The organism is Peribacillus sp. R9-11, assembly GCF_031345095.1.
GTDB lineage: Bacteria > Bacillota > Bacilli > Bacillales > DSM-1321 > Peribacillus > Peribacillus butanolivorans.
On the sequence record NZ_CP133763.1, the window covers coordinates 1,012,744 to 1,035,177 of the forward strand.

Below are 22,434 nucleotides of genomic sequence, written 5' to 3' on the forward strand. Positions count from 1 at the left end.
TGAAATATTATACTCCATTTAAGGAATTTCTTCCTTAAACTATCCGAAAATAGATATTGTTATGTAAATTGAATGAAAAAGGAGTTGTAGTGGATGTCTCAAACGATAATGATTCATGATTTAATCGAGGCTGTTAAAGATGAAGTGATTGGGTGGCGAAGATATTTACATAAGTATCCGGAGCTATCTTTTCAGGAAGAAAAAACAGCACAATTTGTTTATGAAACGCTACAAACTTTTGGTAATTTGGAAATTTCACGTCCGACAAAAACGAGTATAATGGCTCGTTTAATTGGCCAACAGCCTGGGAAGGTTATTGCACTGCGGGCAGATATGGATGCGCTTCCAATTGAAGAAGAGAATGATTTTGACTTTGTATCACAGAATTCAGGCGTGATGCATGCTTGCGGACATGACGGGCATACGGCGATGCTGCTTGGCACGGCAAAGATTCTTACCCAGTTAAAGAATCAAATTAAAGGGGAGGTTCGCTTTTTATTTCAACATGCTGAGGAACTGCCGCCCGGTGGAGCACAAGAGATGGTGAAAGCAGGTGTGCTTGAAGGAGTAGATATGGTCATTGGCACCCATCTCTTGTCGACTCTACCTTTAGGAAAAATTGGTTTGGGTTACGGTCCGATTATGGCTGGAGCTGATACTTTTGCAATTACCGTGGTGGGTAAAGGGGGGCACGCCTCACAGCCTGAACTTACGGTTGATCCCATTGCAATTGGAACTCAGGTTGTATCAAATCTCCAGCACATTGTTTCGAGGTATCATGATGCTCAGGAAGCTCTAGTGATTTCAGTGACTCAGTTCCATGCGGGAAGTGCGATTAATGTTATTCCAAGTAGTGTAAGCATTGGAGGTTCCGTTCGAAGCTTTAATCCGGAACTGAGGGAAAAGATTCCAACCTTTATCGAACGCATTGTAAAAGGAATTACTGAGGCACATGGGGCTACTTATGAATTCGATTATCAGTTCGGTTATGCTCCGACCATTAATGATGAAGAAGTTACCCGATTGATGGACGAAACGGTCTGTGAAGTATTTGGTGAAGAAAGTCGAGAGATTTCAAAGCCAATTATGGGAAGTGAAGACTTCTCTGCTTTTCAAAAAGTAGTTCCGGGATCTTATATTGTAATAGGAGCTCGTAATGAAGAAAAAGGGATTATATATCCTCACCATCATCCCAAATTTACTTTCGATGAACAGGCTTTACAATATGGGGTGAAGTTATTTGTTCACGGGACTTTTAAAATGTTAAATCTAACATACTAGGGGGTTAAGAGTATGAAAAAAATATATTGGCTCGGAATTATCCCGTTTCTTGGCTTTATTGTAGGCGCTTTGTTTACTAATAAAGTGACTCCCTATGTTCTAGGAATGCCATTTTTTCACTTTTGGATTGTACTCTGGTCTGTGCTAACCACAGGTATTATGGGGATTATATATCTACTAGATCCTGCTAATCAGAAGGGAGATTCAAGATGAATATTGCCGTGTTTTTCATCCTGTTTTTTTTCGTCATTTCTGTTTTGATTGGTATCCAGGCTAAAAAAGGGAAAGAAATGAACTTAGAACAATGGTCAGTTGGGGGACGTGGAATGGGAACCCTATTGATTTTCCTCTTGTCCGCAGGTGAAATGTATACGACCTTTACATTTTTAGGTGCAAGTGGATCGGCTTATGGGGAAGGAGGCTCCATCTTTAGTATCGTATCATACGGCTGTCTGGCTACAGTCATCTCCTACTGGACATTTCCTGCTATCTGGAGGTATGCAAAGAAACACCAATTAGTTTCCCAATCAGATTTTTTTGTAAAAAAATATCAAAGTCCTTATCTTGGTGTGCTTGTTGCTGTAATAGGTGTTATAGCTTGTACTTGCTACTTAGTCCTGCAATTGAAGGGGTTAGGATATATCGTTTCTGCAACATCCTATGGGGCCATTTCATCTACAGCTGCCATTTGGGTTGGAGCAATTGGTGTAACCATTTTTGTAATGGTTTCAGGTATTCACGGTTCTGCTAGGACAGCTATCTTGAAGGATATTCTGATTCTAGGCATTGTCATATTTTTGGGAGTTTATTTCCCTCTTCATTATTATGGCGGTCTTCAACCTATGTATGAGGCCATTGAAAATGCAAAGCCGAACTATACCATACTTCCGGATCAAGGAATGAGCGTTTCGTGGTATATATCGACCGTTATATTAAGCTCTATTGGATTTTATATGTGGCCGCACGGGTTTTCTCCTATTTATGCTGCCTCTAGCGAAAAAGCTTTACGAAAAAATGCAATCCTAATGCCAATGTACCAATTGATTTTGTTGTTTGCCTTTTTTGTCGGATTTGCAGCTATCTTACAGACGCCTGGATTAAAAGGCGCGGAAGCCGATCTTATCTTGCTGCAACTTTCTAAACAGGATTTTGATCCATGGTTTGTGGGCTTAATTGGTGGCACGGGCGTGTTAGCCGCTTTAGTACCAAGTTCGATGTTGTTGATGTCAATATCAACATCTCTGGCAAAAAATGTATATAGCGTATTCACTCCATCAGCAACGGAAAATCAGATTGCAAAACTGGTAAAATTCTTGGTTCCCCTTATTTCTCTCGTAGGGATTTACTTAACCTTTAAAGGTGGAAATTCCCTCTTTAGTCTCGCTTTAATCGCCTATAATTTTATCACACAACTTGCTCCTGCCTTTTTCGCAAGTTTGATGAGAAAGAATTTTGTAACCAAACATGGAGCATTCGCCGGGATTATAACAGGAGGCGTGCTAGTTTCTATTATGGAACTAGGGAACATAAAAATTGGTCAACTGTTTCCTTATCTTCCTCAAGCAATTAAAGACTTGAATGTAGGAATTATCGCCCTATTTGTTAATATCGTAGTTTTAGTGGGTGTCAGTGTGATGACAAAAAACATTACTAATACTCATAAGGATAATGATGTTTTAGAGACAACAACAGTAGAGCACAAGGTTCTAATACAAAAAGAATCTAACAGATAACACAACATGTATAGTAACTAATCCAAGAGTAATTCACTTCTAAAAAGATTATGTAAATACGAATGCCCTCCAGTTAAACGATCTGGAGGGCATTTTTTATTATGTAGACCGACAAAGAAATGTACTTTTTTTATTGTCAAAAATTCAAAGTTGATCCAGTGCTTGGTTATTCAACGAAGCTCCATTTTTGATTAAGATAAAAGGGCACATTGAGAAATTGATCATCAATGAGAGAAGGTAATTTCAGTTCTTTTAGATCGCTTACTGCTGAAATAAGTAAGAAGATTATCTAACAAGGAAATAAACCGGTCTGAATATGACCGGTTTGTTACATTTAGATTACTCTGTTTTAGCGCTCTGATCTTTATTTCTTTTATTTCCTTTACTGTTGTCCCCACTAACAGGAACTTGTCCGTGTAATTGCGGTGAATTTTGATTACGGCTGCCTTTATTAAATTTTTTTGTCATATCTCACATCTCCTTTCTTATTTCAAATACAGTTTGTCCGTTTTTGGTGAACTTATGTTTTCTCATGAAAAGAACATCCATAGAATCTAATCCTTTACAATTTTTAATAAATTATTTTAAAAAAATTAATACCATCTTTACTTTAATTTGCTAAATTTGATTTGTGGCTTGGATAGGCACTATTTAACAAGTTAATCGAGAAGTACATACATAGTCTATTTCGATTTTGCAGAGAAGGTGAGTTTGGCTTCAAAATAAGTGATGGGACTTAGTTCAGAATGAAGCTGATGAGTGAGAAATTCTTAAAAAATAGAGGACTAAGTCTTCAAGGAAAATAAAGGAGGACATTATGGAAAACATACCGTTAAATAGACGCACCTTTTTAACACGTATTGGAACAGGAGCTACTGCTCTTGCAGTGGCCACTTCTGGTTTAGGTATTTTAAGCGAGACAGTTAATGCGGAAACCGACAGCCTTTTACATGTAAAACCGAAGAAAAAGGGCTTTAAGTTTACTCCGATTGAAACTACAAATAAGGACGAACTCGTTCTTCCAAAAGGATTTAAATATGACGTTGTAGCCGCTTATGGCGATGTAATCAATGGTAAAGGTGACACATTTGGTTTTAATAATGATTTCACCCTTTACTTTCCTATTCAAAATTCCAATGAAAGAGGATTATTATGGGTAAACCACGAATATACAAACCCTCTTTACGTGGAAGGAGAAAAAGTAAATGGCAAGTATGCTCCTACACAAATTGAAAAGCTTCTTTATAACCAGGGCGGTTCCATTATTGAAGTGTACTATGACAAGAAAGTGAATAAATGGAAAATGGATGCTGCTTCCACTTATGCCCGACGAGTAACGGGATTAACATCTTTTGCACTTACTGGGCCGGCCAAAGGAACAAAAGTGGTAAACGGCGCAACAAGTGTTCAGGGAACATTCGCTAACTGTTCTGGTGGAAAAACATTATGGAATACGGTTTTATCCTGTGAAGAGAACTTCGAAGAAACCGCTAATAATGCCGGATTAAACCAAACACATTACGGCTGGGTAATCGAAGTTGACCCGTTCAATCCAAATTTTGCGGTTCGCAAACATACCGCTCTTGGACGTTTCAACCATGAAAATGCTTCAATGGGACTTGCCAAAGACCAACGTGTCGTCGTTTATATGGGAGACGATAAAAAAGATGCTTGTGTCTATAAATTTGTAAGTAAGGATAAATATGTACCTGCATTAGGAAAGGCAAATTCCCGTCTTCTTGAGGAAGGGAATTTATATGTAGCGGACTTTAAAAAAGGAAGATGGATAGCTCTGACAATTGAGGCCGTACAAAAGGCGGCGGCTGGCAAACCGGAACTATTGGAAAAGTTCCAAACGCAAGGTGATGTTGTTACTAACTGTCACGAAGCAGCCCTCCTTCTTGGCGGAACACCGACTGACCGACCGGAGGATGTGGAAATTTCACCATTTGATAGCTCGATCTTTATTGCACATACGAATAATGATAAGCACGGAAACTTACATGGACACATTACACGTTTTATCGAAAAAAAAGGTGACCATGGAGCAACTGAGTTTGAATATGAAATTTTCGCAGCTGGCGGACGTCAAAGCGGATTCAGCGCACCAGACAACTTAACTTTTGACAGCAACGCGAATTTATGGACCGTAACGGATATTTCATCGAGTAGCTTAAATCAAGGTGCATGGACAAGCTTTGGCAATAACGGAATGTTTGTCATTCCTACCGTTGGTCGAGATAAAGGGATTGCCTGGCAGTTTGCAGCCGCTCCAATGGAGGCTGAATTAACCGGACCTTGTTTCACTCCAAATGAAAAGACACTATTCTTGTCTGTTCAGCACCCTGGTGAAGAAACGGAAGATATCAATAATCCTACAAGTACATGGCCGCATCGTAAAGGTGAAAAGATGCCTCGTCCGGCAGTCGTGGCTATTACAGGATTTAAATTTTAAGGAGGAAACACGATGTTGCAAAATATTGGGATACCTGGATTGGTTTTGATTTTGGTCATTGCTCTCATCATATTTGGTCCATCTAAGTTGCCCGAAATTGGACGTGCTTTCGGTAGCACATTGAGAGAATTTAAAAACTCTACTAAGGATTTAATTTCATCAGACGAGAAAGAAGAAAAGACGCAATCTAAGTAATTTTTAAGAAGATGTAAGCAATAAGCTTACATCTTCCTCTTGCATTTAAGAAAGGAGGGGCTGTATGACTAATCAAGAAATGCTTATGGTTGAGCACCTTGAGGAACTCAGGAAACGGATCATCAATACTTTGATTGCTTTTCTGGTTTTTTTAATTGGATCATTCATTTTTGTGAACGACATTTACACATGGCTTATTCGTGATCTCGGCCATAAGTTAGCTGTATTGGGGCCAAGTGAAATCCTCTGGGTATATTTTATGATTTCTGGCGTGATTGCGATTGCTCTTACGATTCCAATTGCCGCCTATCAAACATGGCTATTTGTAAAACCGGCACTTTCTGAAAATGAACGAAAAACGACACTAGCGTACATTCCTGGACTGTTTATCCTTTTTATTGCCGGTTTATCATTCGGATATTTTGTCGTGTATCCAACCGTTCTGGGTTTTTTACTATCTTTGTCTGAAGGTCAATTTGAAACGATGTTTACGTCTGAAAAATATTTTAAATTTATGATTAACTTGACACTGCCGTTTGGATTTTTATTCGAAATTCCGCTGGTTGTCATGTTCCTCACCTCTCTTGGTGTCGTTAATCCTATGATTCTTTCAAAAGCGCGAAAGATAGCTTACTTTTTGCTTGTCGTTGTAGCCATTTTAATTACACCACCAGATTTCATGTCAGATATATTAGTTACCGTGCCTCTTTTAATTTTATACGAGTTTAGTGTGACATTGTCAAAAATCGTCTACCGGAAAAAACTCAAACAGCAATCAGATAACGTCATTGAAATGAGGAAAACGTCTTAAATAAAAACGAACTTCTGTTTATAAGGAGTTCGTTTTTTATTATGTAAATTGGGGTAACCATTCTATGCTCACCAAGCTAAGTGAGGAATTCCTATGCGAGAAATATAGGACATATTATCCGTTGAGTGATTATATATCAATAAAATTTTTCTGGATATTCATTCACCTGTTCGTAAAAGTATACTTTTACGAAATTTTTTTGATTGTTACTTCTTTAAAATAGGCTGTGTTAAACCATGCCTGTGATTTTTCTTCTTCAACTAGGGCAGATTAGATGAAGAAGCCGACCATTAAAGGTCGGCTTTTTTCATTCTATTTTTAACAACAGGCGCCATATCCGTAACCGCCGCCGTAACCGCCGCCGTATCCACCAACAAAGCTAGCTCCAACAATGATTAAGAGTATAAACAAAACGACTATAAAGGCGAAACCTCCACCAAATCCAAAACCGTCGTCACACCTTGATTCACAACCTGACATATAGACATCTCCTTATTAGTTTTTAAGGAGGAAATTAATTAAATGGGTAATATCACCTTATGCTCTAATCAGGGAAATGACACAAGTTCATTGGATAAAATGTTGAAGGTACCTCTTATTGGGATTAAAGGTTCGTTAGTTCAATAACACCTATGAATATAATCAAACTTTTTAATGAAATTTCTTTACCAATTAATATGTAAAGAAACCATTCTGAGAAGTCTTTTTTCAAAATGGTTTCTTTTTATTAAACGTAAAATGAAGGCACGCACATATTTCTGACAAAACTCTATTTCAAAGCTAAACAAAACGTTCCAAAAATCCTTAACCATAGAACTTCCTTTATCAATTTTACCAAAATTATAGGTACTAAATAAAGTTCGATAATTTTTAATAAAGATTGATAATTTGTAAAAAAGTTTGATAAAAATTCTATTTTGATAATGCAACTTCGTTTTTTTCAGGATCCACTTTAGCATTTCTTCTTGAATAAAAAATGACCCACCTTGGTCCGCATTAGTTAAGAGGCGTGGTGGGTTCTTTTATCTTAATAATAATTCCTTTTATACTATTCAAGAAAACACTACAGTAAATGGAATAATAAAAATCGATATTACTTAAAAAATAGATTCATTACTTATTTTTTAGAATAATCTTCATGATAAGCGGGAAGTGTTACTGTAATAGTTGTTCCCTTATTCGAAACACTATTTATATTAAGTGTACCATTCATCGTTTGGATTGTCTTAACAGCTAACATTGATCCTAACCCTGTACCTTTTTCTTTGCAACTGTAATAAGGTTCACCAAAACGGTTTATTTGTTCTTTGTTCATTCCTATTCCATTGTCACTTATTTCGATAATTATGTCGAAATTATTTTTATAGGAAACAATACTAAGTTCCCCGCCGTTTGGCATAGCCTCTATACCATTTTTAATCAGGTTTATGAAGCATTGCTTGAAATGTTGAATATTCCCACGCGTAATGCCTGGAGTTAACTGTTCTGATATATTAACTAAATTCATGTTAGCTAATGGTTTTATCATTTCAATTACATATCCTATTTCACGGTTTATTAAGATATTATCCACTTTTTCGATTGCAGGTTTTGCAAATGCTAAGTATTCACTAATAATTGATTCTGCACTATTAAGTTCTCTAACAACATGTTCTATATATTGTTCTTTTACTTCTTGAGAGAGATCAGAAGCCTTTAGCAGTTGAACAAACCCTTTCACAACTGTTAAAGGATTTCTAATTTCATGTGAAATACTAGCTGCAAGTTGACTAACTATCTCCATCTTTTCAAGTCTCACCATTTGTGTTCGGATTAAAATTGCATCTTTTAAAATTTCCATGATATATACAGCCAAAACGATAATAAAAGGAGGGAGGATGATAAAGTAAAATACATACGCCTCCGTTATTCGAAAATAATCAGACATAACGAGTGAAATAAAGCTGGTTAGTATTCCTAGAAACAAAATTAATAGTATGGAGCTATTTAGCTTATTTTTTCTATTAAAATTTTTGAATTTGGAAGAAAATAGAGCCGTTATAATAAATATAACGATATATACAATTAACGTAAGTAAATTGAAACCATAAAAAGCAAATCTAAAAGTTAATATTATGACTAACAGAGCAGCCCCTACAGGCCAACCACCATAAAGTGTCCCTATAATAAAAGGGATTTGCCTGAAATCATGGACACAATATTCATCTATATAAATAGGAAACTTCATACATAATATAATAGGAATGCTCATGCATGTAGTAATGAGGGTCTTGCTATACTGACTTAACCTTTTGCCATGATCTAATAAAATGGAATAAATCAAAATACTTACTAAGATATAAAAGAGATTATCTAATATGTTTTGATTAATATAAATAAAATTCATTGGATTCTCCTGAAAAATTAACAACTAGGTCTATTATACAGGAATAACATTAAAAAGGAGGATTTTAATATGGTAATTGTTAATTGACAAGAACGACGTTTAAATATAAAGAAAGACTTGTTTAGAAACGCCATCCAGTTACTTCATTAAAGGGCGCTTTAATGAAAAAAGAAAACAGAAATGATCAAACTATAAAGAATGATTTAAGCTGATTGTACTACTAGGGTTAATGGCATTATTATTACTATTAATTTAAATTCGAAAAGGTAAGTAAGTTTATTTTCATCTTCAACTAAAAACAGGGCGTTGATTCGGTAGAATTAACGTCTTTTATTTTTGTTTTATTAATGGTACTTGGATTTAATTATTTCATTACAGTAGATACTATCTTTTATACTTATGTTTTAATGTTTTACGAATTTTATGTAGTCAAATAATGATAAAAAGTATATAATCACATTAATATTTGTACCTATAAATATTATACATAATAATAAATTTAATAGGATGGTATAAAAACGGAGGGTTTATAATGAAGTTTCCACATGATTTTTTATTTGGAGCAGCTTCTGCTTCTTATCAAATAGAAGGAGCATGGAATGAAGATGGTAAAGGTATAACGAATTGGGATGTCTTTTCAAAGATTCCAGGGAAAACGTATGGGGGTACTAACGGTGATGTAGCCATAGACCATTATCATCGATACAAAGAAGATATAAAATTAATGGCAGAGATGGGACTTGAATCGTACCGTTTTTCCATTTCATGGGCACGTATTTTGCCAACAGGAGACGGAGAAGTCAATGAAAAAGGCTTGGAATTTTATAATAATGTTATTAATGAATGTTTAAAATATGGTATTGTTCCATTTGTTACGCTGTATCATTGGGATTTGCCTCTGACGCTTGAAGAAGATGGAGGATGGACGAATAAGAGAACAGCTGAGGCCTTCGTCAAGTATGCAGGAATTTGTTTTCGGGCATTTGGAGACCGCGTCAAACATTGGATTACGTTTAATGAAACGGTTATGTTCTGCGGATTAGGCTATTTAAAAGGAGCTCACCCGCCTGGTATCCAAAACGATGAGTATAAATACTTTCAAGCGACACATTACGTGTTTTATGCACATGCAAAAGCTGTAGAAGTCTATAAAGAACTAAAATCTTACGGCGAGGTTGGTATTACCCATGTTTTCTTACCAGCTTACAGCGTAGATGATAAACATGAGAATGTATTAGCTGCTAGACATGCTAATGAATATGAAACTTTTTGGTATTATGACCCAATTTTAAAAGGTGAATATCCGTCTTATGTGGTTGAGCAATTAAAGGAGAAAGGCTGGACGCCAAGTTGGACAGAAGAAGAATTAGATACGTTAAAAAGAAATGCTGGAAAAAATGATTTTATTGGACTTAATTATTATCAGCCCATTCGAGTAGAAAAAAATCACGAGGCTGACTCATCCATGGCACATTCAAGAGAAACATCTACTCTAGCTCCAGGCAACCCGTCTTTCGATGGCTTTTATCGGACCGTAAAGATGGAAGATAAAACATATACAAAATGGGGGTGGGAAATCTCACCTCAAGGGTTTTTAGACGGGCTGCATATGTTAAAAGAGCGTTATGGTGATATTAAAATGTATGTAACAGAAAACGGACTTGGTGATGAGGATCCGATTATTGAAGGCGAAATAGTAGATGTTCCTCGTATTAAATATATTGAGGAACATTTAAAAGTGATAAAGCGTGCAATCAAAGAAGGCATTCATTTAAAAGGGTATTACGCATGGTCTGTCATTGATCTATTAAGCTGGTTAAATGGGTATAAAAAGCAATACGGATTTATTTACGTGGATCATCATGATCATTTAAACCGAAAGAAAAAGCTGTCGTTTCATTGGTATAAGCATATTATTGAGACGAGAGGAGAAGAGCTGTAAGTAAAAAGAAAACCTCTTGATTTTAATCAAGAGGTTTTGTGTATAATAGAAGCAGTAAATGATTGAGGACGATTAATAGGGAGATAATATGGCTGTAAAATATAAAGAAATTGCTGATCGATTAGAATGTGAAATACAGGAAGGTAAGTTTGATAAAACAAAAAAGTTGCCGACAGAAGAAGAACTGATAAAAAAATTTGAAGTGAGCCGAAATACGATTCGAAAAGCAATTAATCAGCTGGTCAATCGTGGCTATATCTATCAGGTGCAAGGCAGCGGCATGTTTTTACGGGAAGAATCTGTAACAGATTATATTAATTTAGGCAGTCTCAGAGGATTAACAAAAGATTTGACTTCAAAAACAATTGAGACGAAAATTCTGGCTTTACATGTGCTAGAAGCTGATGAAGTAAACGCAAAACAAATGCGATGTGAAGTAGGAACAAAACTTTATTATATCAAGCGGCTACGAATTGTAGATAAAGAACCTTTTTCAATTGAAATAAGTTACTTTAAAAAAGATATTGTGCCATATTTAAATGAAGATATTGCAGCGAGTTCTATTTACAGTTACCTTATAGAGGACTTAAAATTAAACATTGGTTTTGCTGACAAAGTAATTAACTGCGAAAAAATCGATGAAGCAAGTGCGATAGTGCTGCAAGTTAATCCGCTAGATCCAGCATTGATTATTGAAAATACAGTATGCTTATCTAACGGAACCATCTTTGAATTATCTAAATCAGTATTCCATTATCAAAAAGCAAAAATCTTAAATCGAACCAATTTTAAATAAAATAAGATTGAACCGGTAAAGACTTCTGTTCTTAATTGGAATTGAACAGTGTAGCTTTTACCCTTCCTAAATGTGTTAGTGACTTATGTAAATAATCCAAGTGATTTTTTGTTATTGATGTTACTGATAATATATCTAATTAAAAAATATTATTAATCTAAGAGGCGATACTTTGACAAAGTATCGTCTCCTTATATACGATTGCACAATGATTTGGTCTTATTTAACCCGGCCCCAATTACTTAATAATGATTTCTGGACAGACTTCCCTACGAAAGAGGAAGTTTGTCCTGTTTTTTAACAATGAACAAATTTAACAGATGCCTTAGCTGAAAATCCGGAGCTGTCTTTAAGGCAGCTTTTTTTTATTCAACTATTGAGGGAGGTTAGTTAATCAAAAGGAAAGTTATTAGACATAATTTTTTGAAAATTATTGATGGTCATATTAGTAGGTATTATACTAATTACTAATCGCTAAACGGAAATGGGCAAAATTATCAAGGCAAAACAATGGAGAAAAGAGCTAATGTAGATTACGCATGGTATTACATAAAATAAGGTCCGTCAGTAATGAAAGGTAAATCGCTGCGATAGAAGTAATAGCATTCCGTAAATTATCTTTTTTTTACCTCTTGAAAAATAATTGAAATAACAATTTAATTAGGAAGAAAAAAAGTTCTTCGGAAAGGAAGACAGAATAATGTCTGAAGCATTAAAAAGTATAGAAAATCAACCAGATTGGATACAAACATATATTGATTCTCCAGAAAAACAACAACAGTTATATCGACGTACGTTGCTGATTGTTGTTATATCACAAATATTCGGGGGGGCAGGTCTTGCAGCTGGTGTAACCGTCGGAGCACTTCTTGCACAAGACATGCTGGGTACAGAGAGTATGGTAGGGGTTCCGACTGCATTGTTCACATTAGGTTCTGCAGGAGCAGCGCTGATTGTAGGGCAACTCTCCCAACGTTTTGGACGCCGTTCTGGACTCGCAACCGGTTTCTTGGCTGGTGGTCTTGGCGCGGTCGGGGTAGTAATTTCCGCATTAATTAACAGCATTCCACTTTTATTTGTTTCACTGCTAATCTATGGTGCTGGATCGGCTACAAACTTACAAGCACGCTATGCCGGTACAGACTTGGCAAGTTCTAAACAGCGGGCAACAGCTATCAGTATTGCTATGGTATCAACCACATTAGGTGCTGTTGCAGGCCCCAATTTGGTAAATATAATGGGCGAATTGGCTTGGTCAATCGGTGTTCCTTCTTTGGCTGGTCCATTTATTCTTGCGGCTGTAGCTTACATCCTTGCTGGCTTGGTGTTATTAGCTTTACTTCGTCCAGACCCTTTCATTGTGGCAAAAGCAATGGCAGATGTTCAGAAAACACACAATGCCGTACTTTCAAACAAGGATTCAAATGCACCGACGATAAACAAGCGAGGAATTGTTGCTGGAGCTACAGTAATGACCTTAACTAATTTTTTAATGATTGCAATTATGACAATGACACCTATACATATGGGACATCATGGACATGATTTGAAAGAGGTAGGGGTAGTAATTGGTTTTCACATAGCAGCGATGTTTCTGCCTTCTTTAGTAACTGGATTCTTAGTAGATAAAATTGGACGAACTGCAGTGGTTATCGCTTCTGGTGCCACTCTGCTCGCTGCTTGTATACTTGCTTCCAGTGGACCAGCTGATTCCATGCTAGTGCTCAACACCTCACTTGTTTTACTTGGGCTTGGCTGGAACTTCGGTTTGATTAGTGGTACAGCGCTGATAGTTGATTCAACTCACCCTTCCACTCGCGCAAAGACGCAAGGATCTGTCGATGTTTTGATTGCTTTGTCAGGAGCAGCGGGCGGTGCACTATCTGGCATGGTTGTAGCTCATTACAGCTATGCAACACTCTCATTTGCCGGAGCTATCCTTTCACTACTGCTTATTCCAGTTGTCATTTGGTCCCTTAGAGGTAAAGAATGATGGACTTTTAAAGTTAAGAAGTATGGAAAATGCACAAAATTATTCATTCAATTGAATATGTGATTTGACCAATCTTTTTTCAAAACGTGCTCTTTCTATTTGTATTTGCGGAAAAAAAGATTGATAACTTATATTGAAGTTTGATAAAAACAGCTTGTTAGATTTTGGAAATCTAGCTAGCTGTTTTTATTTGGAATATATAAATGTAGAATGAAGTGCGAAAGAATATTTTTATTTACCTAAAGGGCCGTAGAAACTCATTTAGGAAAGTAGGTAGCGTATGGATTTCTTTCAATTTATTATTTTGCTTTGCTATTACATTGCATAATATAGAAGAGGCTCTTTGGCTGCTTAAATGGCTACAGCAGGTGAATTTCATTTTGCTGTGATTATCATTACTAAAAAATAATTGAAGCTTAGGGGGCACGAGGAACTTTTGATCAATCTTTATTTCAAAGCTACACATCCCGAGGAGACCCCCAGTTATTAATTATTTTTTTTGATTTTAATTACTGGATATTTCATATTCGTTTAAAAATTCAATAATTCCATCTACCAACCCAGATGATAATGGTAGTTCAGGATTTGTATAGGTTGCTAGATTTCTCTCTCGATCTACAGGTGCTTCTTTCAATACATGATTCATCTTCTCGAGTATAAGTAATTCAGAATCTCCTTTTGCCTTGTGTAGCGCTTCTGCATTAGTGGACGCCACTTGAATATCTCTATTACCGTTTACAATTAGAACAGGGATAGTTAGCTCTTTTACTAATTCTATCGGATTATATTGAATCCAAGAAATCATGTAAGGTTGAACAGAAGGACGGAATACACTTTGCAAGTCTGCACTTACAGTCTTAACTTGTTTACCTTGTTTTAGTTTTGTTAATATATCTTTAGACTCTGTTAATAACTTCGGTGTCAGCTGCTCTTCAAGCTGTTTAAGAAGTACTTGGTCAATAGGTTCGCCTGCTCCAGCTAATGAAATGAATGTGTCTGTCTCTGTTTTCTTTGCAGCTGCCATTCCAATTAATGAACCTTCACTATGACCGATGATGCCAACTTTAGAAAAACGGCTATCCTTTTTAGCAAATTGAACCCATGCAGCTGCATCTTCAATATATTGTTCGAATCTCAGTTCCTCTTCTTTTCCTGCCAAATTCATATTTTCCCCGACTCCGCGCTTATCATACCTAATACTTGCGATACCTTTTTCTGCAAGACTTTCTGCTAACATTTTCAAACTATTATTTTTCCCAGGAAGTGCAATGGAGTTCCCATCTTTATCAGTTGGACCCGAACCCGCAATTATAATCATCACAGGAAAAGGACCTTCATCTTTTGGTGTTTCTAAAAGTCCATACATGGTTCCTTTCTCCAAGTCGGCCTTCACAACTTCACCTGATCTTTTTTCCTCAACTTTTTCATCAGATTTCTTGAGCAATTCAAAAGGAAACTCTTGCCCTTGCTGAACAAATGTTCCTGAAATCTTCTCCTGATCTACTTTCCCATCAAACGTTATTTGCTGATTTTGAATTTTCATATCAAAAAACAAGTCTGATTTATTTAACTTTACATTTGTTAAGGGGAATTTGTTCAATCCTTGTACAGGAATACTTATCGTTCCATCTTTCTTCGTGAAATGAACAATAATCGGGAGAGGCTGATTTGGAATCATTATTTCTCCTTCCCACGTACCTTCAATAGCTTTCAACGAATTCTTTTCCACCTGTTCTACCTCCTTAGTACTGCACCCTAGCAATAATACTAAAGCACTTACAATGATACACATAATCGAAAACAGTCTTTTCATAAGAGCCCCTTTCCAGCCTATAGATAATAGGAACAGAAGATATTTTTTTAGAAGTTAGTGTTCCAGTACTTTATAACTCGAATAAAGCCTAATACAGTGCGATCAAATTTATTGTTTGATTCAGTCACTCATTCCTTAACAAGTCGGATTAGTCTTCTTCCAGTTGATACAACTACATTTTAACATTTAATTTCAATAATTTTCCTTATAATAAAAATTATTCTTCCGCTAAACTGTAAACTTTTAGTTGTGGTAGCAAATAATGAAATAACTGGTGCTTTACTTCAATAAGGGAGTTGGTTTGGTAACGGGGCAGATTATTTGAAGAAGAACTATATAAATAAAAGGGGTTTTTTTGAAGTTAAGAAAGTATAATTTGTTTATTTAATGATGATATAGATATAATGGAACAATTATCAAATATTCCGAAAGTGAGTTGATTTTGTATGGATACTCAAGTAACTACGAAATTTAAAATACTCAAACCAGTTAATGAGGTATTTGAAGCCATAGTAGACCCTGAAAAAATGTCTAATTATTGGTTTTCATCGGGAACTGGAAGAGTGGAACAAGGCAAGACGATTACTTGGAGATATGATGAATACAATGCTGAAGGGGTTATCAATGTATTGGAAGTCGAGGAAGATAAAAAAATTGTTTTCTCGTGGGGAGGATATGGTCAAGAAACGGTTGTTACAATTACACTAAAAGAGTTGGATAATACGAGTACAATTATTGAAGTAAACGAATTGGGTTTTAAAGAAGATGACCCCGAGATAATAAACAAAATGATAGGACAAAAAGAGGGTTGGGTATATATGTTAACTTGTTTAAAGGGTTATTTGGAAAATGGTATTAGTAATTTGAGAGCATCATTAATCCATTAGTTAAATAATTCTTGTGGAACTAACAGGTGCGACTGTAAAAAAATATAGAAGGAGATCCTATATCATGACTGTACAAGTAAAGCTTAAAGATATTATTGAAGAAATGGAAATACAGTTTGAAGAGTCTCAATCATTTCTAAATATTAATACGGGTGAAATTTTTTTTGTAACTTCTAATGATTTGAGAGCTGCTGAAGATGATGAACCATTCGATCATTTACCTGATTGGCAACAAGAAAATTTAAGGGTTGCTAATGATGTTGTTGAAAACTTTGAGAATTATATAGAGTTACCAACTAAATATGATGTCCATGAATATGAAATGATGGAAGACTTCTGCCTAACTGTTAGTGATCTACGAAAGCAAAATTCTTTATTATTAGAAATTAAGGGAAAGGGTGCCTTTAGAAAATTCAAGGACAAAATAATAGATTTTGAAATCGAAGATCAATGGTATTCATATCGTGACGAGCGTTTTAAACAAATTGCTAAAAAATGGTGTCAAGATAATAACGTCAACTATATTGAATAGATAAGACAAAGTACTTTCAATAAGCGTGAATGAGACTAACTAGCAAGAATCATTTTAAGAAAAAAAAAATCATCAAACCTTTAGTTTGATGATTCAGTTTGTAGACAAAAGGGGTCCAGAATGTTTTAATTCTGGACCCCTTTTGAAATTCCCTTTGAATTTTGATCAAGATTAAGAGATTGGGCCTCTACGAGCCCACTTTATTAAGCCATTATTGGACCTTGCCATGTCCAATTGGCAATCTTCTTTAAATTCATGGCAGCGAATGTAAGCATCGCCTGCATCGACAATTTTTTAAGTCCCCTTAAAGTAGTCCAACGCATACCATGCTTTTCTTTTGCATCTGCGAATACACGCTCTATTGTTTCTTTGCGTTTCGCATATATAGGTTTTACATCCTTGTGGTGACGCAGATGATCTGCTTCTTCCATATAATTTTGCCAGATATGGCGTGTCACCACTTTTTGATGGTCTTTGCTTACTGTACACTGTGATAAAAATGAGCATGTCGCACAAGTGTGTTTGGGTGATTTGTACTCGCGATAGCCCTCTTTATTTGTTGTTGAGTACTTTAAAATCTCGCCCGATGGGCAGAGATAACAATCAAAATGTTCATCGTAAACATAGTCATGCTTGCGAAAGAACCCTTCTTTTGTTCGTGGACGTGTATAGGGTAAAGCTGGTGTGATTTCTTTCCCAAAAAGGTAGCTTGTAATGGCTGGTGTTTTGTAAGCTGCATCTGCGGCAACAGCTTCAGGTTTTCCAACTTTCTCAATCACTTGTTCAACAAGAGGCTCTAAGATATGACTATCATGCGTATTTCCCGGTGTTACAATCGTCCCCAGCACAAAACCGTTGCGGTCCGCAGCCGCATGAAATGAATAGGCAAACTGTTTTGTTCGTTCATCTTTTACATAGTAGCCACTCTCAGGGTCAGTTGTACTTTCTTTAATTTCTTTGGTTTCTTCTTTATCAAATTTATCCGGTGGAAAAGGCTTCTTTCCATTGTTTTCACGATCTTGATTTATTTCTTCTTGAAGGCGTCCTTGATATGCTCGTGTTTCCTTACGAACGATTTTCTTTTCGAATTTCCGCTTATTCGCACTGGCTTTCACATGTGTTGAATCAACGAATACGTGCTCTGCACTAATTAACTTTCTTTCTGAGGCTGTCATTAAGATACGATAAAAAATCTGTTCAAACAGGTCTGTATCTTTAAAGCGACGCTCATAATTTTTCCCGAACGTTGAGAAGTGAGGTACTTTATCATGGAAACCGTAACCTAAAAACCAACGGTAAGCCATATTCGTTTCAACTTCTTCAATCGTTTTACGCATCGAACGAATACCGAAGGTATATTGAATGAATGTCAATTTAACTAAAATAACTGGATCAATACTTGGGCGGCCTATCTCTGAATACATCTCTTTCACCAAGTCATAAATGAAAGTGAAGTCAATGGCCCCCTCAATTTTACGAACCAAATGGTTCGCTGGCACCAGTTGATCCAAAGTAATCATTTCAAGTTGATCTCGCTGAATAGAATTATGTTTCGAAAGCATCGTCATCACCTCAAGTTTTAATACTCCTATATTAAAACAAAAAAGACTGTAGGAAAAAGTGTTTATTTCTAATTGTTAAAACAAAGTTGATTGGAACGGAAGGTGCGAGACTCCTGCGGGAAAAGCGTGTCCAAGGGAGACCCCACAGGCGCAAAGGCGCCGAGGAGGCTCCCTGACCGCCCGCGGAAAGCGAGTGCCTGCAGTGGAAATCAACTTTCGAATTTTTACAACCCCTCAAAAAAACTGTAGACAAACTCGATTTTCATCGAGTTTGTCTACAGTCTGAATCATCAAACCTTTAGTTTGATGATTTTTTTACTTGTTCGGAAGTATTAGAAGCATTTAATAAAACTACCCCTCCAATTATTAATACTAAGCCACCTAATGTAATGATGCTAAATGGTTCTCGCCATAACAGTACACCAATTAACGCTGTTATAGCTGTTCCTATTCCTGACCAAATAGCATAAGCTAAACTTAACGGAATTGTTTTAAGACATAATGATAAGCAATAAAATGCTAAACCAAAACCAAGAATAACTCCAATTGAAGGGAATAAATTTGTGAATCCTTCCGACAATTTAAGCATTGTCGTGCCGAATATTTCGCTGATAATTGATATTCCTAAAGCGATATAACCTTTCATACAATTACCTCCGATTCTCTAAAGGTTAATGAGCGCCACCACTTGAGAGTTTCAAAACAACAACTCCACCAATGATTAGGACTAAACCAAGAAATTTTTTCAGATTAAAACTTTCTTTATAAACGATAACACCCACTAATGCGGTTAAAGCTGTGCCTATACCTGACCAAATAGCATAAGCCGTACCAAGTGGAATTGTTTTAAGAGATAAAGACAAGCAATAAAAGGCTATACCCATTCCAATTATTACTCCAATGGAAGGGAACAACTTTTTAAATCCGTTTGATACTTTTAACATTGAACTACCAAATACTTCACTAATGATGGCTATTCCCAAAATTACATATGGATTCAAGGTGAACTCCTCCTATTTTGTCATATTTATTAATTGCTGGATTACTTCCTTATTCATTTTGTCATCTAACGGTGCTATATTAAACAGTTCTGAGTAATAAAGGCCATCTATTGCTAACCGAATAATAGTTGCTGTTATAGGATTTATATTATCCTGTTCGACTTTGTTTTGCATATACTGATAACTTTTGGACATACTTTCTGATAAACTAGGATTCAACATAGAAGCAGCAATTATTCCTATATTTAACTCGGCATTGTGGTCCAAGTCCTCTTTGGTTGTTTCAATTAAAGCACGACACCATTTCCCTTTTTCTAATGGGTCTTTCTTAGCATGTTCTTCAAATAACATAGTGAATTCTTCAAAAATATATTGTGTTAACCCTAGCAATAATGCTTCTTTATTTGGGTAGTGATATAATAAGCCACCTTTACTTATTCCAGCTTGTTTTGCCACAGCATCTAAAGTCAAATCATTAAAATCATTTTGAATAATGAATTCTTTTGCAGATTTCAAGATAAGATTACGTTTCATTTTAGCTTTCGATTCCAAATAGTATCAATCCTTTTTAAAACCGTCCAGACGGTTTTTTTTAAATAATATCGTCCAAACGGTTTTTTTGTCAAGTACATACAATAACTCTTATTCAACTAAACCAGCCAATAGTTTGTTAATATTTTCCAATAAACACTTAACATATTTCATGCGATGCTTAATTTGTGCATACCAAATAATTTTCAAAGGTTCTGTGAAGTTTTGGGCTATTTTTTACTTGGTGTAGAAAAGAAAAAGATTTCGGAAACTTCTGATAAAATTGTTGACCGATGGGGAAGAGGCGTTATCTTAGTCATCTTTTTATGCACTTTTCCGTCGGTAAGTACAAATGATATGAATTGGCTTTTGATACTTTATTTATTTTTATTATATGCTTTCAGTCTATTCTTGAGTGGAAGTACCTGAAGAACTCAAAATAATATGTCACCACCCTTATTTTTCTAATATTAGGTGTAATTATTATGTATAATATTGAATATTTTTTTCAATTATTGGGCTGAAGTTAGGTTGCTTAATAGATAGAAGGTTGTGAAATATTGTACTTAAAGTAACAGGTGCTTTACTTCAATAAGGGAGATGCTTAGGCAGGTTTTTTCTTATGGAGCTAAGGCGGCAGCACTCCAATGAATAAAAATGAGATTTGAGCGTAAAAAGACCCTTGGTATGGTAAAAGTGTCCTGAGGCTGGCCAGCCTCAGGACACTTTTATCAAAACCAGGAGACCTAGCATGAATTATACCCAAAATAAGAAAATCGCTCATGAAAAATTTCTTCATGATATTGGTACTCGTATTGTAAAAGTCGTTCCCTTTCCGAGTTCACCTTTAACAGATATAGTCCCATCATGCATATCAATAATCTTTTTCACAATCGATAAACCTAAACCACTCCCACTTTTTGAGCGTTCCCTTGCCTGGTCTGCTTTATAGAATCGTTCGAATATGTGAAGCTGGTCTTTATCTGAAATGCCAATTCCAGTATCAGAAATCTTTATGACTGCTTGATCATCAATCTGTTGTAATCGAATAGTAATTGTTCCATGATAGTGGGTGAATTTGATACTATTGTGTATTAAATTTGTCCATACTTGGCTCATTAAATCCTCATCTATAAAGACCGAAATCTTTTCTAATGATACATCCATTACTAATTCTTTTTGCATCCAATTCGGTTCGCAAGCCAAAATAATTGTTCGAATTTGTTGATCTAGTCGATAGCTTTTTTTTTCAAACGGATGATGCTTGGATTCAAGGGATGTAAGCTTCAGAAGATTATCACTTAATTTAGATAATCTCCGGCTCTCTGTCTCAATAATATGGAGGTAATGATTTCGTTCTTCTATTGTCAGCTTATTAAATTGAAGCGCTTGGGCAAATCCTACAATGGAAGTAAGAGGCGACTGTATTTCATGTGAGACATTAGAGATGAATTCCTGCCGCATTTCTTCCATTTGTTTCAATTGTTTGGCCATGTGATTGAAGTGGTTAATGATTTCGGTTATTTCGCCGTTTCTCTTATCCATTTTAAAATCCAAATGGACATTATAATCGCCATTGGCAATTTTCCTTAAGGCATCAATGATCTCCAGGTAAAAATTTACGCGTTTATTGTGATTTATAGCATGCATAAGATAACCAATGAATATCATAATGGCGATGCTAGTCATGATTGTTGCTAGATATTGAACAAAATCGGATAGTCTTAAAGGCAATAGCTGAATGATATAGTAACCAGCCGAAAAACAAAACGACATAAACGCCAGAAAAAACAGTCCGCCAAGTATTGGTTTGAAAAATCGATTGGCCGTCAACTTGTTATCTCCAAACGGTAACCTAATCCCCAAATCGTTCGAATCCGAAATGGGAATTCCAATTCTGGAAACCGTTCTCTCACTCTTTTAATATGAACATCGACAGTTCGTTCATCACCTTCATAATCATAGCCCCAAATATCTTCAATAAGTTCTTCCCTAGAGAAAGTTTTTCCAGGATAACTTGCTAGTTTAAATAACACTTCAAACTCTTTTAAAGGAATCGTATATTCCAGGTCTTTAAATGACATTTCATGTGTGTTGCGATTCATCTTTAATTCAACTATCTTTAATGTTTGAGAAATAGTGATTTTATACCGTTTTAATAATGCTTTTATTCTAAGGACTAATTCGATTGGCTCAAATGGTTTTACAAGATAATCATCTGCCCCAAGACCAAATCCCTTTACTTTCTGTGTTGTTTCTCCTTTTGCCGTCAGCATTAAAATGGGGATATCACTAAATTCCCGTATCTCTTTGCATAATTGCCATCCATCCATGTTAGGCATCATTATATCAATAACTGCTAAATCGATTTTTACCTTCTCCATTAAGTTCAATGCTTGTAGCCCATCTGAGGCTTCATATAGATCAAACCCTTCTTTTCTTAACAAGAGTTGTATAAGTTCGCGAATATGGGCATCATCATCGACAATTAATATTTTTGTCATCCTTCTTCTTTC

At 35.8% G+C, this 22,434-nt stretch carries 20 protein-coding genes and 2 pseudogenes; 12 read left to right on the top strand and 10 right to left on the bottom strand.

Annotated features, from left to right (window positions below; genetic code table 11):
- Positions 1-93 precede the first annotated feature (93 nt).
- The 3 genes from RE409_RS04830 to RE409_RS04840 are packed head-to-tail and all read left to right on the top strand — an operon-like array spanning position 94 to position 3,014.
- Entirely contained in the window at positions 94-1,281 is a 1,188-nt protein-coding gene (locus RE409_RS04830; RefSeq protein WP_201182407.1) for a M20 family metallopeptidase, read from the top strand.
- Between the two features lie 12 nt (positions 1,282-1,293).
- Positions 1,294-1,494, top strand: a complete 201-nt coding sequence (locus RE409_RS04835; RefSeq protein WP_053344651.1) for a DUF3311 domain-containing protein — start codon at positions 1,294-1,296, stop codon at positions 1,492-1,494.
- Entirely contained in the window at positions 1,491-3,014 is a 1,524-nt protein-coding gene (locus RE409_RS04840; protein ID WP_201221948.1) for a sodium:solute symporter family protein, read from the top strand. Before RE409_RS04835 ends, RE409_RS04840 begins: the two co-directional genes overlap by 4 nt.
- A 339-nt stretch (positions 3,015-3,353) precedes the next feature.
- Here the strand turns inward: RE409_RS04840 and RE409_RS04845 are convergent, their stop codons facing one another.
- A complete protein-coding gene (locus RE409_RS04845; protein WP_255264060.1) occupies positions 3,354-3,482 on the bottom strand; it encodes a hypothetical protein in 129 nt (42 codons plus the stop codon).
- Between the two features lie 349 nt (positions 3,483-3,831).
- Here RE409_RS04845 and RE409_RS04850 point away from each other — a divergent pair, with 349 nt between their 5' ends.
- The 3 genes from RE409_RS04850 (at position 3,832) to tatC (ending at position 6,475) form a co-directional block, all read left to right on the top strand.
- A complete protein-coding gene (locus RE409_RS04850) occupies positions 3,832-5,469 on the top strand; it encodes a PhoX family protein (protein ID WP_201221947.1) in 1,638 nt (545 codons plus the stop codon).
- Between the two features lie 12 nt (positions 5,470-5,481).
- Positions 5,482-5,664 carry a twin-arginine translocase TatA/TatE family subunit gene (locus RE409_RS04855; protein WP_053344654.1) on the top strand — a complete coding sequence of 61 codons (183 nt, stop codon included), beginning with the start codon at positions 5,482-5,484 and terminating at the stop codon, positions 5,662-5,664.
- 64 nt (positions 5,665-5,728) lie between these two features.
- Complete coding sequence (tatC, locus tag RE409_RS04860; protein ID WP_201221946.1) at positions 5,729-6,475, top strand: twin-arginine translocase subunit TatC; 747 nt, start codon at positions 5,729-5,731, stop codon at positions 6,473-6,475.
- Positions 6,476-6,838: 363 nt separating this feature from the next.
- Here the strand turns inward: tatC and RE409_RS04865 are convergent.
- A pseudogene (locus tag RE409_RS04865) lies at positions 6,839-6,955 on the bottom strand (YjcZ family sporulation protein); the annotation flags it as partial.
- Positions 6,956-7,592: 637 nt separating this feature from the next.
- The gene (locus RE409_RS04870) at positions 7,593-8,861 is read right to left on the bottom strand and encodes an ATP-binding protein (RefSeq protein WP_201254284.1); all 1,269 of its coding nucleotides are present in this window, start codon (positions 8,859-8,861) and stop codon (positions 7,593-7,595) included.
- A 532-nt stretch (positions 8,862-9,393) separates the two neighbouring features.
- Between RE409_RS04870 and RE409_RS04875 the strand changes: the two genes are divergently transcribed.
- The 4 genes and pseudogenes from RE409_RS04875 to RE409_RS30615 form a co-directional block, all read left to right on the top strand.
- Positions 9,394-10,803 (top strand): GH1 family beta-glucosidase, encoded by a 1,410-nt coding sequence (locus RE409_RS04875; RefSeq protein WP_201249956.1) that lies wholly within the window; start codon positions 9,394-9,396, stop codon positions 10,801-10,803.
- An 88-nt stretch (positions 10,804-10,891) separates the two neighbouring features.
- Positions 10,892-11,599, top strand: coding sequence for a GntR family transcriptional regulator (locus tag RE409_RS04880; protein WP_201182393.1), 708 nt, complete (start codon positions 10,892-10,894; stop codon positions 11,597-11,599).
- Between the two features lie 700 nt (positions 11,600-12,299).
- Complete coding sequence (locus RE409_RS04885) at positions 12,300-13,592, top strand: MFS transporter (RefSeq protein ID WP_201182391.1); 1,293 nt, start codon at positions 12,300-12,302, stop codon at positions 13,590-13,592.
- Positions 13,593-13,876: 284 nt separating this feature from the next.
- Positions 13,877-13,992 (top strand): annotated as a pseudogene (locus RE409_RS30615) (HXXEE domain-containing protein); the annotation flags it as partial.
- Positions 13,993-14,097: 105 nt separating this feature from the next.
- On the opposite strand, the gene RE409_RS04890 reads toward RE409_RS30615, so the two are convergent.
- The gene (locus RE409_RS04890; protein ID WP_309558640.1) at positions 14,098-15,321 is read right to left on the bottom strand and encodes an alpha/beta hydrolase family protein; all 1,224 of its coding nucleotides are present in this window, start codon (positions 15,319-15,321) and stop codon (positions 14,098-14,100) included.
- A 530-nt stretch (positions 15,322-15,851) separates the two neighbouring features.
- Between RE409_RS04890 and RE409_RS04895 the strand changes: the two genes are divergently transcribed.
- Entirely contained in the window at positions 15,852-16,292 is a 441-nt protein-coding gene (locus RE409_RS04895) for an SRPBCC family protein (protein ID WP_201221943.1), read from the top strand.
- Between the two features lie 64 nt (positions 16,293-16,356).
- Positions 16,357-16,824 carry a UPF0158 family protein gene (locus RE409_RS04900; RefSeq protein ID WP_201182385.1) on the top strand — a complete coding sequence of 156 codons (468 nt, stop codon included), beginning with the start codon at positions 16,357-16,359 and terminating at the stop codon, positions 16,822-16,824.
- A gap of 203 nt (positions 16,825-17,027) precedes the next feature.
- On the opposite strand, the gene RE409_RS04905 is transcribed toward RE409_RS04900, so the two are convergent.
- From RE409_RS04905 to RE409_RS04930, 6 genes are all read right to left on the bottom strand, one after another.
- A complete protein-coding gene (locus tag RE409_RS04905) occupies positions 17,028-18,386 on the bottom strand; it encodes an IS1182 family transposase (RefSeq protein ID WP_309557820.1) in 1,359 nt (452 codons plus the stop codon).
- Positions 18,387-18,684: 298 nt separating this feature from the next.
- Positions 18,685-19,032, bottom strand: coding sequence for a DMT family transporter (locus RE409_RS04910; RefSeq protein WP_053344663.1), 348 nt, complete (start codon positions 19,030-19,032; stop codon positions 18,685-18,687).
- A 25-nt stretch (positions 19,033-19,057) separates the two neighbouring features.
- Positions 19,058-19,330 (bottom strand): DMT family transporter, encoded by a 273-nt coding sequence (locus RE409_RS04915; protein ID WP_235569608.1) that lies wholly within the window; start codon positions 19,328-19,330, stop codon positions 19,058-19,060.
- A gap of 69 nt (positions 19,331-19,399) precedes the next feature.
- Positions 19,400-19,939, bottom strand: coding sequence for a TetR/AcrR family transcriptional regulator (locus RE409_RS04920; protein ID WP_201182381.1), 540 nt, complete (start codon positions 19,937-19,939; stop codon positions 19,400-19,402).
- 774 nt (positions 19,940-20,713) lie between these two features.
- Positions 20,714-21,751: a HAMP domain-containing sensor histidine kinase gene (locus tag RE409_RS04925; protein WP_242485326.1), complete on the bottom strand. Its 1,038-nt coding sequence runs from the start codon at positions 21,749-21,751 to the stop codon at positions 20,714-20,716.
- Positions 21,748-22,422 carry a response regulator transcription factor gene (locus RE409_RS04930; protein WP_309558642.1) on the bottom strand — a complete coding sequence of 225 codons (675 nt, stop codon included), beginning with the start codon at positions 22,420-22,422 and terminating at the stop codon, positions 21,748-21,750. The genes RE409_RS04925 and RE409_RS04930 overlap by 4 nt, the downstream gene beginning before the upstream one ends.
- Positions 22,423-22,434: the final 12 nt, after the last annotated feature.